Raw genomic sequence first — 16231 nt, 5'->3', positions numbered from 1 at the left:
GTTTAGTGTGATCGGTAGATTCCCGCATGGTGCGGGCTTTTGTGGTGTTTTTGTCCGCGAAAGCCCTGATGGCGGAGTAACACACATCGACAAGGTGAATTTATGCAATCCGAAGAACAGCGTTTAATCGAAGGTCTTTTTAGCCGTCTGCAACAGGCTGAGTCCGTAACGGCACCGCGTGATGCCGAGGCAGAACGTGTCATTCAGGCTTGTATCACTAAACAACCGTCGGCTCCGTATTATATGGCGCAGGCGATGATTATTCAGGAAGCCGCGCTGACTAAGCTCAATCAACAGGTCCAGGCACAGCAACAGCAAATCGAGCAATTGCAGGAACAGGCCAAAAATGCGCGCCCATCGAGCAGCGGGTTCCTGGCCGGATTGTTTGGCGGTGGCGCATCAGCGCAGAACACCTCACATGCTGCGCCACCGAATGGTTCTGGTAGTCAGCCTATTCCGGGCACAAGCGGGTGGGATAACCGCAATGCCCAGCCGCAGCAGTATCAGCAACAGCCTTACCAGCAACAAGCCGCGCCGCAGCAGGCAGCACCGCAACAGCCGGGATTCCTTGGTAGCGCTCTGCGCACCGCCGCAGGTGTTGCGGGGGGCGTGGTACTGGCCGATATGCTGACCGGCATGTTCCATCAGAGTCAGCCGCAGGAAATTGTGAACATTATTGAAGAGCCACCGGTGCAGAATCTGGATCCGAATGACACCAGTTTTCTCGGCAATAATGATTTCCAGCAGCAAAATTTCGACAGCGGTCAATCTGACTGGCAGGACGCCTCTCTGCGCGATAACAACGACAATGCCGGTTTTGGTTTCGGCGAGAATGACGACAGTTCAGATGATTTCAGCAATGACGACGACTCATTTTTCTGATTCTTTATGGTCTTTGAGTGGGTTTTTACAGTAGGAATTATCGTACAAAGCGTAAGAGTGAGAGGTTTATCGCTTATTGCAATCGGAATTCTGGACAAAAGCTGAATCTGTTGCTGTACTGTAATTGACACACGTTCTGTGCCGTTCATTCACGTAAAGGTAAGTTAGATGTCTAAGATTACAGGTAGCGTTAAGTGGTTCAATGAATCTAAAGGTTTTGGTTTCATTACCCCTGAAGATGGCAGCAAAGATGTTTTTGTTCATTTCTCTGCTATTGCCAGCAGCGGTTTCAAAACCCTCGCTGAAGGCCAACGTGTTGAGTTCGAAATCACACAGGGCGCTAAAGGTCCATCGGCTGCTGACGTTAAACCTATTTAACTCTCGCCAAATTTTGAAAAACCCGCTGATGCGGGTTTTTTTTGTGCTGTATTTTTGTGATGCGGTGAAGGCCGGTCACTTATTCAGAGGCTGAGTGTTTACGCACCAGTGTGATAAACAGCGTTATGGCGATGGCGTAACAGCCGAGGATGGTCAGCCCCATTGACAGCGCCGATGTGCCACCCAGCCCGCTTATCGGCACGCTAACCGACCCCAGCGCGAACATACATACCCCAATCAGCGCCGATGCGCTGCCTGCATTTTTTCCCTGGCTCTGCATCGCTAGTGAACCTGCATTCGGCCCGACAATACCGATAGTGATCACCGAAAAGAACAGCGGCACCAGCAGCATAATCAGCGGTGCGTGCAGACTGGCGGCCAGCACCAGCGAGAGGGAACCCACCGCGGCGACGCACAAACCGATTTTGACCAGCGCCAGTTCGCCCCATCTGCGGCTCAGACGCGTGGAAACTTGTGCGGCAATGACCAGGCCGACGCCGTTAGCGGCAAAGCACAGGCTGAACATCTGCGGGCTGAGGTGATAGATCTGCTGTAAAACAAAAGGCGATGCGCCGATGTAGGCGAACATGCCGGCCATCGTAAAGCCCTGCGTCAGGCACAGACCCATAAACTGCCGGTCTTGCATCAACCTGCCAATTGAACGCACCATCACCATCACACCGCCTTGAGAACGTCGCTCAGCGGGCAACGTTTCGTGCAGTTTCAGGGCAGAGAAACTAAACAGCAGAACAGAAATTACCGCCAGTGCGCCAAATATTCCCCGCCAGCTCATAAAGTTCAGCAGGCCACCGCCCAATACCGGCGCGACAATCGGCGCGAGCCCGTTCACCAGCATCAGCAGCGCAAAAAAGCGGGTGAGTTCATGTCCGTTATATAAATCGCGGGCGACGGCGCGTGACAGCACCGCGCCACCGGCACCGGCCAGACCCTGCAGAAGACGGGCGGCGATCAGCTGGTCAATGTCTGGGGCGATTGCACACCACACGGACGCGGCGAGCAACAGCGCCAGCGACCAGAGCAGGGGACGGATGCGCCCATATTTGTCACTCAGCGGGCCAAAAATCAGCTGCCCGAGGCCGAGCCCTAATAAACCGGCGGTAAGGCTCAGCTGACTGGCGGCGGTGGTGGTGTCGAGTTCGACGGCCATCTGGGGCAGTGCCGGTAAATAAAGGTCGGTACACAGCGGGCCAAGTGCCGCGAGGGAACCCAGTACCAGGACATAGCCTAGGCGTTTTTCTGTCAGGTGATTGCTCATTATTATGTCTGTTTCCGGTGGTTTTTTTGAATGCGGTGGTTACGTCTGCGATGACGGAGTGACAGGGTTAAACAGCTGGCTGAACAGCTGGTCGTAAAGGGCATCGAGCTTGTTGGGATCAGCGTGCAGGGTCGTCAGGCGACGAAACGCAGTGCCTTCGCAAATGACGGCCATCATTTCTACTCTGGCAGTGAGCTCGCTGTCCGACAGGTGCGGAGAGTTTCTTGCCAGCATGGCTTTGGCTTCATTGAACAACTCTCTTTCTGCATCACGCCAAATCCGCTCTACCACCGGGTTGCGGGTGGCTTCGGCAGCCACTTCCAGTCTCAGGGCATGGTCGATGTCCATCTGCTCCTGACTCAGTTCAGGACAATCGGTGTGCGTAAGTTCAAGGGCGGGACCGCCCAGACGTCGGTGAGCGAGGTTCCCGGCCATTTCACGCAGGTTATGGACGTTGCCCGTGATCAGACGGATTTTCTTAAAAACGATACGCCGCACGATCTCTTCGATAATCGCGTCTTTATTGGCGAAGTAACGGTAAATTTGGCCCACGCTGAGCTGCGACATTTTGGCTATTTCAGCCATGCCTGCCCCATGAAACCCGTGTTTACGAAAGCAAAGACGCGAAGCGGCGATGATCTGATCGCGTCTGGCGCAGATGCGCTGTTCTTTATTGCCCTGAGGGTGAAGCATCAGCGTTTTGACAACCTGAGGTTATGCGTTACACATTGGGTGCGAACGTTCGTTCTCAAGTATAAGGGGGGAAATGCGGGAGGTAAATGTGAAAACGCAGCGTAGCCCGGTAAGGCTTACGCTGTGCGGGCCAGCCAGTCAAAGAGAGAGCATCAGCTCGTGAAATAGGCGTGCAGGAAAGCGGCAGCGGTAAGCACACACAGCGTTACAAGCAGCATTTCGGTAAAGGTTTTAGGCATTGAGAACATAGCAGGCTCCTGGAGATTCACGATATATGCCAGAAGTATGAAGTTCTAAAATGAAGGAAACATTAAGACGATGAGAAAATTCGCGGAAAATGGCGGAGTTATCTCACAAAATAAGATAATGACGGTGCCTTTGTCATAAAAAAGGCACCGACATCCTTTAAATTCAGTGTGCGGTAAACCAGCTCACCAGCATAAAGGCCAGCAGCGTCATGGCCAGCGATCCCGCCAGGTTCAGGAACATGTTCAGCAACGCGCCGGCAAAGCGCCCATCCTGCAACATGTACACTACTTCCAGCGAGAAGGTGGAGAAGGTGGTCAGACCGCCGCAGAAACCGGTGGTCAGTAACAGTTTCCATACCGGATCAAGGTGGGTCAGACGGCTGAAAATAGCGATGCCAAGTCCGATGATAAAGGCACCGACCAGATTGACCGTCAACGTACCGACGGGCAGAACAGGGGTCATCCCGTTCATTTTCATGCTGACATACCAACGGGCAACGCTGCCCAGACCGCCGCCAATAAATACTGCAAGGAGTGTGTTAAACATAAAAGCCTTTCGTAAGATTGAGTAGGTATTCAGAAAGGTCCCGGCGCCATGCTACGAATCTCTCAATGAGATTGTGTAGACATCATTAGCCGGTAAAGGCGGTTTCGGAGGAATGTCATCTCCATCGGGTGCCCGAGAATTTTACACGGCCGGGGCCACAATTTGTAGCGCTCCGGACAAACGTCAGAAGTTATTAAGGAAACCAGATGTTAATACGTGATGCAGTGGCCGGAGATGCGGCGAGGGTTAGCCAGTTACTGGCGGATCTGGACTATCCGGCTTCTGAGGCTGAAGTGGCGCAGCGCATAGTGTCTATGGCGGCCAATCCTGACAGCCGCTTGCTGGTGGCTGAGGAGCAAGGAGAAGCGCTCGGCTTTATTTCCCTGCACTTTATCCCGCAAATTGCGCTGGCGGGTGAGTTTTGCCGCATCAGCTATTTGTGTGTCAGCAGCAACAGCCGCGGTGGCGGCATTGGTCAGCAACTGGTGGATGAAGCCGAACGTTTGTCACTGGCGCGTGGCTGCGACCGGATGGAGGTCCACAGCCATACGCGCCGGGTGAGGGCGCACCAGTTTTATGATCGCGCCGGTTATGAAGATTCACCGAAATACCTGATCAAAAAGCTCAAGCAGGGCCACTAACTTCAGCCAAGGGCCAGCACGATCGCGTCGGCGATAATATCGACCTGTTCCGCCTTCAGCTGCGACGTACTGACGCGGATAAACTGCCCAGGTCCGATGCGGCTGCGTTCTCCGGGCAGAACGGCAATCCCCCGCGCTGCCAGCGTCACCAAAGCAAACTGCTCGGACGGCACCGGGATCAGCATCGCCAACCCGTCACGGTGAGGAATGTTCACGCCGCGAATTTTCAGTGCATCCGACAGCGCCTTGCGACGTTGTGCATACACGCGTTTGGCGTGCTCAATACTTTCCTGTGTTTTTTCGTCGTTAATCAGATACGCCAGCGCCTGCTGCAAAATGCGGCTCGACCAGCCTGCACCGAAATTGCGGAAGGATTTGATCTGTTTGATCAAATCCTCCGAACCTGAGATCACCCCCAGCCGCAGATCCGGCCCGTACGCTTTGGAATAAGAGCGGACATGAATGGTACGCTGCGGCAGCACGCTGCCCATGCTGAGCGGCTTTTCGCACGACAGCTGGCCAATGCCATCATCTTCGAAGATCAGCGTATTACTGTGGCTGAGGATCTCCGCCAGCACCGCGTAACGTTCCGCATTCAGCGCATGGCCGCAGTGCGAATGAGTGCGTGGCTGATAGATGAACGCAGATGGTTTTCTCGCCAGCGCCATCTGCAATGATTCGGGGATCGGCCCGAACTCATCACATTTCACCGGCAGAACCTGCGCCCCCAGATTGTCGAGTATATCCAGCAGGCGGGTGGCGGTCGGGTCTTCAATCGCCACGACCGAGCCCTGCATCAGCAGGGTCTGCAACGTTAGGTTCATGCCATCAAAGCCGCCATCCGCCGCCATAAAGGCTCCTGCCTGATACGGCCAGCTGGGTTTGACGGCGTCGAGAAGCGCTGGTGCGATGGCTTCGCGTTGATAGCTGTTGAGGTTATCGGCAGTCACACCAGCCTGAAGTGCGGCGTGCAGATCGGGCAACAGGGCCGGATCCGGTGATGACAGCGCCAGATCGGCAATAATGTGATCGCCAAAGTTACCGATTTTCTCAAACCGCGCCGGGCGGGGGGAGAGTGTATCGCCGCACACCCAGACGCCGTTGCGCCCGCGCCCGGCAATCACTTTCTGACGGCGCAGCTGGCCCCATGCAGCCGAGACCGTCGCCGGGCTGACGCCGAGCGCCTGCGCAAGTTCACGTACCGCCGGTAAATGAGTGCCAATCTCAATCATCCCTGAGCGGATCATCGCCGCAGTTTCAAGTGCAATGCCCCGCATCGAACGGTCCTGCAGATGGCCTGCAAACCAGTCAGCATCCAGCGTTTTTACCAGCAGACTTTCACTCATTTTTCGCCTTTTGTTCAGTAACAAAGATTCTATTGTACATATTAATTTATGCTATTAGTATCAAACTTAGTCAATCGAGGCGATAAAATAATCACATTGGCATCAGTGTGATCGTCAGTGGTCAATGACATGTTGTTTTTTTGATATTTTTATTTTGCAGATCCATAAGGGGAACGCTGTGGCAATCACCATCAGACTGGCAGTCCGGGACTGGGATTACTTTACGCCGCTGGCCCTGGGCGATGTAAAACCGGAAGGATTTACGCTTGAGATTGACCGCGTCGGCACGCTGGTCAGCGACCTTGCCATCAGTGACCGTTACGATGCCGGCGAAGTCTCATTCAGCCGTTATGCGCAGGGGCGCGCCAGAGGTGAAGACGACCTTTTGGCTATTCCACACTTCCTGATGCGTGGTTTTCGTCAGCGCTGCATTATCACACGTGATGACAGTCCGCTGACCGAGCTGTCGCAGCTGGCCGGTAAACGCATCGGGCTGACCGGCTGGCAGGATTCCGGCAATACCTGGACCCGTACGCTACTGGCGCTAGAAGGCGTGGGTATAGACGATGCCAACTGGTACGTTGGCCGCCTGACGGCCGAGCATCCGATTGTTGACCGTCTGGCCGGTTTTGGCCGCGCCGGACGCATCGAGTCGGTGCCGCAAGAGCGCCCGATGATGGAACTGCTGCAGGAAGGCTGGCTGGACGCGGTCTTCACGCCGTTTATGCCGGAAGGTTTCTTTAAACCGGATTCCGGTTTCCGCCAGTTTCAGCCCGATTTCCGCCAGGCCGAACTGACTTACTTTAATAAGGTGGGTTACGTACCGGGTATTCATCTGCTGGCGATTAAACCGGCGCTGGCTGAAGCGCACCCCTGGTTGCCGCAGGCACTGAGTGACGTGATTGAACGTTCTTATCAGGTCTGGATGGATAAACGTGCGAAATATGCCGATACCACACCGTGGCTGCTTGATGACCTGCGTCGCACGGTCATTGATTTACCGGCAGACTGGAATGCAAACGGGTACCTTGCCAACAAGAAAATGATCGAAGATTTTGCCGAAGAGTTGCACCGGCAGAACCTGACAGCCCAGCGCCTGAGCGCGGCGGAACTTTTCCCGCAATTTGCCGCTGAGCCTGCCAGTCACTGACCCTGAGGAATGAACATGAAAGTCGCATTAGGACAGTTCGCCGTTGCCAAAGAGTGGCAGGCCAATGCCGAAACCTGTTTGTCGCTGATGGCGGCATCGCAGCAGGCTGGTGTCGATCTGCTGGTCTTGCCGGAAGGCATTCTGGCGCGGGATATCACCGACCCTGATTTGGTACTCAAAGCGGCACAGCCGCTCGATGGCCCCTTTGTTAGCCAGTTACTGGCGGCGAGTGTCGGCAACCAGATGACCACCATGATGAGTGTACACACCCCTGCGCCTGAAGGCCGCGCGTGGAATGTACTGATTTCGATTCGCAACGGCGAGATCATTTCCGAGTACCGTAAGCTGCATTTATATGACGCGTTCTCGATGCAGGAATCCAAAAACGTCACGGCAGGTAAAGAGGTTCCGCCGCTGGTCGAGGTGGCCGGGTTTAAAGTCGGTCTGATGACCTGTTATGACGTGCGTTTCCCTGAGCTGGCTCGCCGGCTGGTGCTCGACGGTGCAGAAGTGCTGGTACTGCCGGCTGCCTGGGTAAAAGGGCCACTTAAAGAGATGCACTGGGAAGTCCTGGTTACCGCCCGCGCGCTGGAAAATACCGCTTATATGGTGGCAGTCGGCGAGTGCGGTGAGCGCAATATCGGTAACAGCATGGTGGTTGACCCGCTTGGTGTGGCGATTGCACGCGCCGCCGAAGCTCCGGCGCTGGTATTTGCCCAATTGGATAAAGACCGTCTGGTGCATGCACGTAACGTATTGCCGGTGCTGGAAAATCGCTGTTTTGATATTCCGCAACTGCGCAGCGATAAGTTTTGATTTACCCGCAGACCGGTCCTCAACGGCCTGCAATGCAGTAGAAATAACGCGCGAACAACACCAGGGAGCGCGGCAGTAAACACCCAGATCATCGCCGGATCTGCAAGTGTCCCTATTATCAGGCGTGTTAAAACCATAAGACATAATCAACACCAGGGAAGGTGTTAACAAAAACAAAATAATTCTCATGAGTCTTTTCACAACATCCAGACCCACTTTCAGACAGAGGAAATAGAGATGATGGCAAAACAATTACGTCAGGTTGCGGTACTGACGGCTGCAATACTTTCAATACTCTCAACCAGCGCTTTTGCCGTTGAAAGCGTCGCGATCCCGGCTCAGACAATGGACCCGGCACTGCACGCAAAATTACCGGCTGAAATCCAAAAATCCGGCGTAATGACGTCGGTGAATAACGGCTCGTTTCCTCCTTATGAAATTGTGACGGGCAATAACTCCCTCGACGGTGCCAGCGCTGATCTCTCCAATGCGCTGGCGGGTGTGCTGGGCGTGAAAATTGAACATGCTTCCGTCAGCGGTTTGTCCGGAATTTTAAGCGGTATGGCCGCAGGGCGCTATCAGATGGGGATCGGCCCGATTGGGGATTACCCGGACCGCCAGGCGAAGAATGACTTTGTCGATTTCGTCAAAGAGTTCGTGGTGTTTGCCGTGCACAAAGGCAATCCGCAAAAGATCAATTCGCTGGACGACACCTGCGGTAAGCGCATCGCAGTGATGGCCGGTGGTTCGGCAGAACAGGTGATCCGCAAGCAATCAGAGGTCTGTGTGAAAGACGGTAAACCGGCGGTGACCGTACAATCCTATTCTGACCAGCCCACCTCAATTCTGGCCGTGCGCTCGAACCGTTCTGATGCCTTCTTCTCTTCGCAGGCACCGCTGACCTATTTCGTCGAGAAAGCCAACGGCCAGTTGGAGCTGACAGGCACCGGCAAAGCCAATGGTTTTGGCGATATTTTCCAGGGCACCGTGGTACCAAAAGATTCTGCCGTACGTGATGCGATTCTGGCGGGTTATCAGAAGCTGTTTGATAACGGCACTTACGCGATCATCATGAAAAAATGGGGTCTGGAAGAGAACATGATCGCCGCGCCGGGGATCAATCTGGCGAAGGCTCAGCCTCAATGACGGACAAAACGTATAGTTCACGGCCGGTGAGCAAGGACGACTATACGCCGGATCCACGCCGTAACGTGGAGTTCTCCCACGCGCCCCGTAGCTACGGACGCTGGGTGGCCTGGATAGTCGTGGTGTTGATCGCTGCCGATGTCATCTGGAATGTCGCCCGTAATCCTAACTTTGAGTGGCACGTTGTGGCGCAGTGGTTTACCGAAGCCACGGTGATTAAGGGGCTTGGCGTGACGCTCGGCCTTACCGTGGTATCAATGCTGCTGGGTGTCTTTCTGGGGCTGATGCTGGCGATTGCCCGGCTATCGCAAAGTATGCTGTTGCGCCGCCTGTCAGGCATGTTTATCTGGTTCTTCCGGGGAACGCCGCTGCTGGTGCAGTTGCTGTTCTGGTACAACATGTCGACTCTGTTCCCGCGCGTGGTCATTGGCATTCCTTTTGGCCCAGAGTACATGAGCTGGAACACGAATGATCTGATCACTCCACTGACGGCAGCGATTGCCGGTCTGGCGCTGAATGAAGCGGCATATATGGCGGAGATCATCCGCGCCGGCTTACTTTCGGTCGATAACGGTCAGGCGGAAACCGCGCAGGCCTTCGGCATGAGCCGTGGCCGTGCGTTGCGACGGATCATCATTCCGCAGGCGATGCGGGCGATCATCCCTCCGACCGGTAATCAGCTGATCAGCATGATCAAAGCGACGTCGCTGGTTAGCGTGATCGCGATGGGGGATCTGCTCTACTCGGTGCAAACCATTTATAACCGCACATTCGAAGTGGTACCGATGCTGATGGTGGCGGTGATCTGGTATTTGCTGATCACTTCAGTGCTCAATGTCGGTCAGTCGGCTATCGAACGTTATTACTCCCGTGGCACGCGCCGTTCAGGTTCAGCGACGAAACGCCGTCAGGTCTCTGGTGAGGAGAAAACGATCCCGATTGTCAGCCAGCCGGGCGTCGCCCAAAAGGAGGATCTATGAGTCAGCAAGATAACGGCGAACAGTCACCTCTGGTCGTGGCGCGCAATGTGCATAAAAGTTATGGCGATAATGAAGTACTCAAGGGCATCGATCTGGACGTCAGACCGAGCGAAGTGGTGGTGATCCTCGGGCCGTCAGGCTCCGGAAAATCGACGTTTCTGCGCTGTATCAACCATCTGGAAGATATCGATCGGGGGTCGATTATGGTCGGTGGCCAGCAGATTGGTTATGAGCTGCGCGGCAGCCGTTTGCATAAACTGCCGGAAAGGGCGATTGCCCGCCAGAGACGTGATATCGGCATGGTGTTCCAGCAGTTCAACCTGTATCCGCATATGACGGTGTTGCAGAATATTGTCGAAGCGCCGATTGGCGTGCATAAAGAGAGCCGCCTGGCGGCAGAAAAGTATGCGCGTGAGCTGCTGGAAAAGGTCGGACTGAGCGATAAAGCCGATGCTTATCCGCGCCATCTTTCCGGTGGACAGCAGCAGCGGGTAGCGATTGCCCGCGCGCTGGCGGTGAAGCCTAAGCTGATGCTGTTTGATGAGCCGACTTCAGCACTGGATCCGGAGCTGGTGGGCGAGGTTCTGGCCACGATGCGGGATTTGGCCCAGCAGGGGCTGACAATGATTGTCGTCACCCATGAGATCGGCTTTGCCAAGGAAGCCGCAGACCGCGTGGTGTTCATGGACCGTGGTTATGTGGTAGAGCAGGGCGCGGCAGATGAAGTATTGGTGAATCCGCAGCACCCGCGAACACAGGCGTTTCTCAGCCGGTTTATCTGAACGTTGCGGGCGGGCGGGAAGAAGGGCGGTCAGACCCGTGCTTCTATCCTGTTTCGCCCGCCGTTTTTGGCTTTATACAGCGCGGTGTCAGCCGCATTCAGCCACTGTGCGGCACTCTCCTGATCTTCCCGACACTCGGCAATGCCTGCACTGATTTGTACCCGCAGGTCAGGGTGGTGCGGGAAAAGATCGTTGTCCAGCCGGCTTTGCAGCCGCTCCATTGCTTTCTGTGCCTGTTCCGCCGTGCTGTGAGGCAAAATGGCAGCAAATTCATCGCCGCCGTAGCGGCCAATAATGTCAGCAGCACGCATGGTCTGCTGTAACTCCTGCGCCAGGAGTATAATTGCCTGATCGCCGACATTGTGGCCGTAGTTATCGTTGATCTCTTTGAAGTGATCGATATCGATGAGCACCAGCGTGGTCTTATGGTGATAACGGCGATGGCTCTCGATTTCATTATCCAGCAGTGATTCCCAGTGGCGGCGGTTGTATAAACCGGTCAGCCCGTCGCGAACGCTGATTTGCATAATGGCCTGTTTGTGCTCAGCCAATTTTCTGGATGTCCGAAACGTGACATTACCCAGAAAGATCGGGTAAATCACAATCATCGGCAGACAGAGATAGAGCTGGAGCGGCGTGGTTTCTGGCCGGAAAGGCACATCAGCTAGCAGGAGGACCGCGAGTGCGACAGCTGCCTGAGCAATAATGCATTTGAAGAATAGGGTTTTTCCCCCGGCGGCAATGTTATTCATGCCCATCATGGAGACGATAACGGCTGAGGGCAGGGCATTAAATCCCATCAGCGCCAGCCACGCGCCGCCGAAAATGGCATCGATCTGCAGGTTGCGGATCTCGGTTCTAAACGGATGACTGGCGCGGGTTGCCATCATATAGGCGACATGTGGCCAGATAAAACCGTTGAAAAACAGCAGCAGCCAGACGACAGGATGGGTGTGGTGGGTAATAAGGACGGATGCCACGCAGATGCTCCCCATACCCAACCCGAGAATGCGGGGGAAATAGGTGCGTTTCGCAAATCTCAGGCCGGAATGGTGAACATCACTGACCAGAGTGGTTTTGAGCGTTTTTGGCATCGGATCTCATTACTGTTCGGGGCCGCGGAGCGCTACCCGATTAGGCGGTAAACTGATTTTCCAGTAAATGCTTTATGAGTTTCTCATAGAGGCACATAATAGCTCAGTCTGTTCATAATGCGCACAGATTAGATCGTGCCGCGATCAATTCTGTTACATATTTTGGTTGTATTCGCGTCATTATTATTTCTAAATAACCCTATTAGTTTTGGTTATTTATTTTATAAATCTGTTTGTAAAAAGTGCCGGTCATCCGTACCGGTGACTGTTTCGCAATCCGTGAAAAGAAGGTGTGTATGGAAGGTTTAAGCATTACTAAATTGTTGGTCGTGGGTGTTTTGATTGTGCTGCTGTTCGGTACCAGCAAACTGCGCTCACTGGGCGGTGATCTGGGCGCTGCGCTGCGTGGCTTCAAAAAAGCCATGAGCGATGAGCCTAGTCCAGCGGCAAAGACTGATGCCACGCCTGTCGAAACACGCGTAGAACACAAAGACTGATTTGCGGGCGGACTGCGGTCCGCTTTCTGCCTCTTTACTGTGTGTTTGTTTATTGCGTAAAAATAAAACGGCTGCTCTTACGGGCAACCGTTTTTGTCATTTCTGGCGTTTGAAAGGTAACAAGGTGTAACCCTTATTTAACTTCCAAGCCTTTGGCTTGCAGATCGGCGTGATATGAAGAACGTACGAAAGGTCCGCAGGCGGCATGGGTAAAGCCCATCGCCATCGCTTCTGCTTTCATCTCATCAAACTCTTCCGGGCTCACATAGCGCTGAACCGGCAGGTGGTGACGGCTTGGCTGTAAATACTGGCCGAGGGTCAGCATTGTCACACCGTGGCGGCGCAGGTCGCGCATCACTTCTACGATTTCCGCGTTGGTTTCACCCAGACCCACCATCAGACCCGATTTCGTCGGGATATCAGGGTGCGCTTCTTTGAAACGTTGAAGCAAGGTCAGTGACCACTCATAGTTTGCGCCCGGGCGAACCTGACGGTAAACGCGCGGTACATTTTCCAGATTGTGGTTGAAAACATCTGGCGGCGTCGCGGTGAGGATATCCAGCGCGCGATCCATACGGCCACGGAAATCAGGCACCAGCGTCTCAATTTTAATGGTCGGGTTCTTTTCACGGATAGCGGCGATACAGTCGGCAAAGTGCTGTGCACCTCCGTCGCGCAGGTCATCGCGGTCAACAGAGGTGATCACCACGTAGCGCAGGCCCATATCGGCGATGGTCTGTGCCAGCTTTTGCGGTTCGTTCATGTCCGGCGCTGTCGGGCGTCCGTGGGCAACGTCACAGAACGGGCAACGGCGGGTACAAATCGCGCCGAGGATCATAAAGGTCGCGGTGCCGTGGTTGAAGCATTCGGACAAGTTAGGGCAGGCGGCTTCTTCACAAACGGAGTGCAGGCCATTTTTACGCAGCGCGGCTTTAATGCCCTGAATTCGGGTCGAATCGGCCGGAAGTTTGATTTTCATCCATGCCGGCTTACGTAACATTTCCTGCCGGTCAGTGACCACGGTTTTCACCGGGATTAACGCCATCTTATCTGCATCGCGGTACTTAACGCCGCGTTCCATCTGAATCGGTTTACTCATAAGCTTGCAGGTTCCAGGTTCGTCTCTCGTAATTCGAGTTTTCAGGACATTCAATGAACGGGCTGATTTATCAAAAAAATTAGAAATATTGCAGAAATTATAACACTGATGCCGCTCACTATTCAGCCCCCTGAAGTGCTCATAAGCAACAAAGTGTACATATTTTTAACATCAGTAAGCGTCGGCTTTCCACGGCAGATAATCAACCTGCTGATAATTCAATAAGTTATTGAATGATTTCACCAGCACTGGCATAACGTCATTAACGGAAATTCCTGGTTTTTCCTGGCTGACCTGCGTCATTTGCAGACCGGCATAGCCGCAGGGATTGATGCGCAGGAAGGGTTCGAGATCCATATTGATGTTGAGCGCGAGGCCATGCAACGAGCAGCCTTTACGGATACGCAGACCCAGAGAGCAGATTTTTTTGTGGTTAACGTAGACACCGGGGGCATCCGCGCGCGGATATGCCTCGATAGCGAAATGGGCCAGCGTATCGACAACGGTCTGTTCAATCGCTGTCACTAACTGGCGAACGCCCATTTTCTTGCGTTTCAGATCAACCATCACGTACATCACCTGCTGTCCGGGACCGTGATAGGTCACCTGGCCGCCGCGATCGCTTTGGATAACCGGAATATCACCCGGAAGCAGTACGTGTTCCGCTTTGCCTGCCTGACCCTGAGTGAACACCTTCTGATGCTCAACCAGCCAGATTTCGTCCTGTGTTTCAGCCGTGCGGGTGTCGGTGAACAAATGCATCGCGCGGGATACCGGTTCGTAAGGCTGGAGGCCCAGCTGACGTAACACAATACGTTGTTGCAGTTTATCTTGTTGCACAGCAGCCATCGCCATTTAGAAAGAGGGAGGGGGCAGAAATAGTAACGCAGTGCCAAACCGGCACTGCGCTATTCAGATCTTGAGCAAAGGTTTACAGCACCATGCGGACAATTTCGATGTTACCCAATTCGTCGTACAGGGTTTCGACCTGATCGATATGGGTCGCGGTGATCGTAATTGAAACGGAGTGATAATTCCCTTTACTGCTCGGTTTTACCTGAGGATTGTAGTCGCCAGGTGCATGGCGTTGCACGACTTCCACAACCTGATCAACTAACTCGGGTTGTGCCAGGCCCATTACTTTATAAGTAAAGGTGCATGGGAATTCGAGCAGTTCGTTAAGTTTGGTTTTCATGTGCACTCCAGCGTGTTTAACAGCATATTGATAAAATTATAACTCCCGCCAGAGCGGGAGTTATAAAATTTGATGGCAATATTCTTTGTATCAAAGTTATTACCTATCAAATGGGGGCATAACCGGCGATTTCAAGCCCGGCTTAGCCGAACCAATGATGGAACATCAGTTTGATGTAATCGACGATACGGCCAAAGAAACCGCCTTCTTTGACTTCATTCAGCACCACCAATGGGCGCTCGTCAATGGTTTTGCCATCCAGCTGGAAGTTGATTGAACCAACTACCTGATTTTTCTGTAAAGGTGCATGCAGCTCAGGGCTGTTGAGCACATAGCTGGCTTTGAGATCTTTCATACGTCCGCGCGGAATGGTCAGATAAGCGTCTTTATCTACGCCCAGCGCCACGCGGTCAGTGTCACCAAACCAGACCGGCTCTGAGGCGAACTCTTTACCGGCTTTCAGTGGTGAAACGGTTTCGAAGAAACGGAAGCCCCAGGTCAGCAGTTTTTTACTTTCAACTTCACGGCCTTTATACGTATGACCGCCCATCACCGCCGAGATCAGACGCATCTGGCCTTCGGTCGCTGATGCCACCAGGTTGTAACCGGCGGATTCAGTGTGGCCGGTTTTGATGCCATCGACGTTCATGCTGGAATCCCACAACAGACCGTTGCGGTTCATCTGGCGGATGTTGTTGAAGGTGAACTCTTTCTCTTTATAGGTCGCGTATTCGTCCGGTACGTCGCGGATCAATGCCTGACCAATTAACGCCATATCGCGTGCAGAGCTGAACTGTCCTGCGGCATCAAGACCGTGTACGGTGCCGAAATGGGTATTTTTCAGACCCAGCGCGTTAACATAGTTGTTCATCAGGCCAACGAAAGCGTCCTGGCTGCCGGCGACATAATCCGCCATTGCCACACAGGCATCGTTACCTGATTGCAAAATAATGCCGCGGTTCAACTCGGAAACCGGCACGCGATCACCCGGCTTGAGGAACATCAGAGAGGAGCCTTTGAACACCGGATTGCCCGTCGCCCATGCATCCTGACCGACGGTAACCATATCGTTAGGCGAGATTTTACCGGCTTTGATAGACTGACCGATGACGTAGCTGGTCATCATTTTGGTCAGGCTGGCAGGATCGCGGCGCGCGTCAGCATTCATTTCTGCCAGCACTTTGCCTGAGTTGTAATCGATCAGGACGTAGGCTTCGGCATCAATTTGCGGAACACCAGGGATCATCGTCTTTAAGTTAACATCGTCGGCATAGGCGGACGCTGCGCAGAGGCTCAGGGCTGTGCCAAAAGCGAGGCTTTTGACTAAAAGTGGGGTAGTTACAAGTTTCATGAGGGGACAGCAACATCCGTAGAAGTAAGTTAAAAACGTGCCGCACTATAGCAGAATCGACATATTCAGACATCTGCCATTACTGCGACTTGAAGGTGTTTACCCTTTTT

General features: G+C 53.7%; 18 protein-coding genes and 1 riboswitch. Of the genes, 9 read left to right on the top strand and 9 right to left on the bottom strand.

All coding sequences use genetic code 11. The features are described from left to right. The first annotated feature begins 102 nt into the window (after window positions 1–102). Both ACZRKO_RS11150 and cspE read left to right on the top strand, forming a co-directional pair. A complete protein-coding gene (locus ACZRKO_RS11150; protein ID WP_463737235.1) occupies window positions 103–882 on the top strand; it encodes a DUF2076 domain-containing protein in 780 nt (259 codons plus the stop codon). Window positions 883–1050: 168 nt separating this feature from the next. Further along, a complete protein-coding gene (gene cspE / locus ACZRKO_RS11145; RefSeq protein ID WP_463737234.1) occupies window positions 1051–1260 on the top strand; it encodes a transcription antiterminator/RNA stability regulator CspE in 210 nt (69 codons plus the stop codon). Between the two features lie 79 nt (window positions 1261–1339). On the opposite strand, the gene ACZRKO_RS11140 is transcribed toward cspE, so the two are convergent. The 3 genes from ACZRKO_RS11140 to crcB all read right to left on the bottom strand — a co-directional run bounded on the left by ACZRKO_RS11140 (window position 1340) and on the right by crcB (window position 4024). After that, the gene (locus ACZRKO_RS11140; protein ID WP_463737233.1) at window positions 1340–2536 is read right to left on the bottom strand and encodes a multidrug effflux MFS transporter; all 1197 of its coding nucleotides are present in this window, start codon (window positions 2534–2536) and stop codon (window positions 1340–1342) included. Window positions 2537–2575: 39 nt separating this feature from the next. Next, on the bottom strand, window positions 2576–3229 hold the full coding sequence (locus ACZRKO_RS11135) for a TetR/AcrR family transcriptional regulator (RefSeq protein ID WP_463737232.1): 654 nt from the start codon (window positions 3227–3229) through the stop codon (window positions 2576–2578). A 411-nt stretch (window positions 3230–3640) separates the two neighbouring features. Then, window positions 3641–4024 (bottom strand): fluoride efflux transporter CrcB, encoded by a 384-nt coding sequence (gene crcB, locus ACZRKO_RS11130; protein WP_463737231.1) that lies wholly within the window; start codon window positions 4022–4024, stop codon window positions 3641–3643. Between the two features lie 69 nt (window positions 4025–4093). Continuing rightward, window positions 4094–4156: riboswitch (Fluoride riboswitch) on the bottom strand. A gap of 74 nt (window positions 4157–4230) precedes the next feature. On the opposite strand from crcB, the gene ACZRKO_RS11125 reads away from it, so the two are divergent. Beyond that, window positions 4231–4665, top strand: a complete 435-nt coding sequence (locus tag ACZRKO_RS11125) for a GNAT family N-acetyltransferase (protein WP_463737230.1) — start codon at window positions 4231–4233, stop codon at window positions 4663–4665. Window positions 4666–4667: 2 nt separating this feature from the next. Here ACZRKO_RS11125 and ACZRKO_RS11120 read toward each other — a convergent pair whose 3' ends face one another. Continuing rightward, window positions 4668–6011, bottom strand: coding sequence for an aminotransferase class I/II-fold pyridoxal phosphate-dependent enzyme (locus tag ACZRKO_RS11120; RefSeq protein WP_463737229.1), 1344 nt, complete (start codon window positions 6009–6011; stop codon window positions 4668–4670). Window positions 6012–6189: 178 nt separating this feature from the next. On the opposite strand from ACZRKO_RS11120, the gene ACZRKO_RS11115 reads away from it, so the two are divergent. The 5 genes from ACZRKO_RS11115 to ACZRKO_RS11095 all read left to right on the top strand — a co-directional run bounded on the left by ACZRKO_RS11115 (window position 6190) and on the right by ACZRKO_RS11095 (window position 10885). Further along, a complete protein-coding gene (locus tag ACZRKO_RS11115; RefSeq protein WP_463737228.1) occupies window positions 6190–7161 on the top strand; it encodes a substrate-binding domain-containing protein in 972 nt (323 codons plus the stop codon). Window positions 7162–7176: 15 nt separating this feature from the next. Further along, window positions 7177–7977 (top strand): deaminated glutathione amidase, encoded by an 801-nt coding sequence (locus tag ACZRKO_RS11110; RefSeq protein WP_463737227.1) that lies wholly within the window; start codon window positions 7177–7179, stop codon window positions 7975–7977. A 237-nt stretch (window positions 7978–8214) separates the two neighbouring features. Further along, the gene (locus ACZRKO_RS11105) at window positions 8215–9123 is read left to right on the top strand and encodes an ABC transporter substrate-binding protein (RefSeq protein WP_463737226.1); all 909 of its coding nucleotides are present in this window, start codon (window positions 8215–8217) and stop codon (window positions 9121–9123) included. Further along, on the top strand, window positions 9120–10103 hold the full coding sequence (locus tag ACZRKO_RS11100; RefSeq protein ID WP_463737225.1) for an amino acid ABC transporter permease: 984 nt from the start codon (window positions 9120–9122) through the stop codon (window positions 10101–10103). Before ACZRKO_RS11105 ends, ACZRKO_RS11100 begins: the two co-directional genes overlap by 4 nt. Next, window positions 10100–10885, top strand: a complete 786-nt coding sequence (locus tag ACZRKO_RS11095; protein WP_463737224.1) for an amino acid ABC transporter ATP-binding protein — start codon at window positions 10100–10102, stop codon at window positions 10883–10885. Before ACZRKO_RS11100 ends, ACZRKO_RS11095 begins: the two co-directional genes overlap by 4 nt. Before the next feature lie 29 nt (window positions 10886–10914). Here the strand turns inward: ACZRKO_RS11095 and ACZRKO_RS11090 are convergent, their stop codons facing one another. After that, window positions 10915–11979, bottom strand: coding sequence for a diguanylate cyclase (locus tag ACZRKO_RS11090; protein WP_463737223.1), 1065 nt, complete (start codon window positions 11977–11979; stop codon window positions 10915–10917). A 296-nt stretch (window positions 11980–12275) separates the two neighbouring features. Between ACZRKO_RS11090 and tatA the strand changes: the two genes are divergently transcribed. Continuing rightward, on the top strand, window positions 12276–12476 hold the full coding sequence (gene tatA / locus ACZRKO_RS11085) for a Sec-independent protein translocase subunit TatA (RefSeq protein WP_463737222.1): 201 nt from the start codon (window positions 12276–12278) through the stop codon (window positions 12474–12476). Window positions 12477–12609: 133 nt separating this feature from the next. On the opposite strand, the gene lipA is transcribed toward tatA, so the two are convergent. The 4 genes from lipA to dacA all read right to left on the bottom strand — a co-directional run bounded on the left by lipA (window position 12610) and on the right by dacA (window position 16121). After that, a complete protein-coding gene (lipA, locus tag ACZRKO_RS11080) occupies window positions 12610–13575 on the bottom strand; it encodes a lipoyl synthase (RefSeq protein ID WP_463737221.1) in 966 nt (321 codons plus the stop codon). Between the two features lie 171 nt (window positions 13576–13746). Further along, a complete protein-coding gene (lipB, locus tag ACZRKO_RS11075; RefSeq protein WP_463737220.1) occupies window positions 13747–14424 on the bottom strand; it encodes a lipoyl(octanoyl) transferase LipB in 678 nt (225 codons plus the stop codon). An 82-nt stretch (window positions 14425–14506) separates the two neighbouring features. Beyond that, a complete protein-coding gene (gene ybeD, locus ACZRKO_RS11070; protein WP_095921148.1) occupies window positions 14507–14770 on the bottom strand; it encodes a DUF493 family protein YbeD in 264 nt (87 codons plus the stop codon). 142 nt (window positions 14771–14912) lie between these two features. Beyond that, window positions 14913–16121 carry a D-alanyl-D-alanine carboxypeptidase DacA gene (dacA, locus tag ACZRKO_RS11065; RefSeq protein ID WP_463737219.1) on the bottom strand — a complete coding sequence of 403 codons (1209 nt, stop codon included), beginning with the start codon at window positions 16119–16121 and terminating at the stop codon, window positions 14913–14915. Window positions 16122–16231: the final 110 nt, after the last annotated feature.

The sequence above is a fragment of the Ewingella sp. C233 genome (genome assembly GCF_055407225.1).
This window is presented reverse-complemented; position numbering and strand designations above follow the sequence as displayed.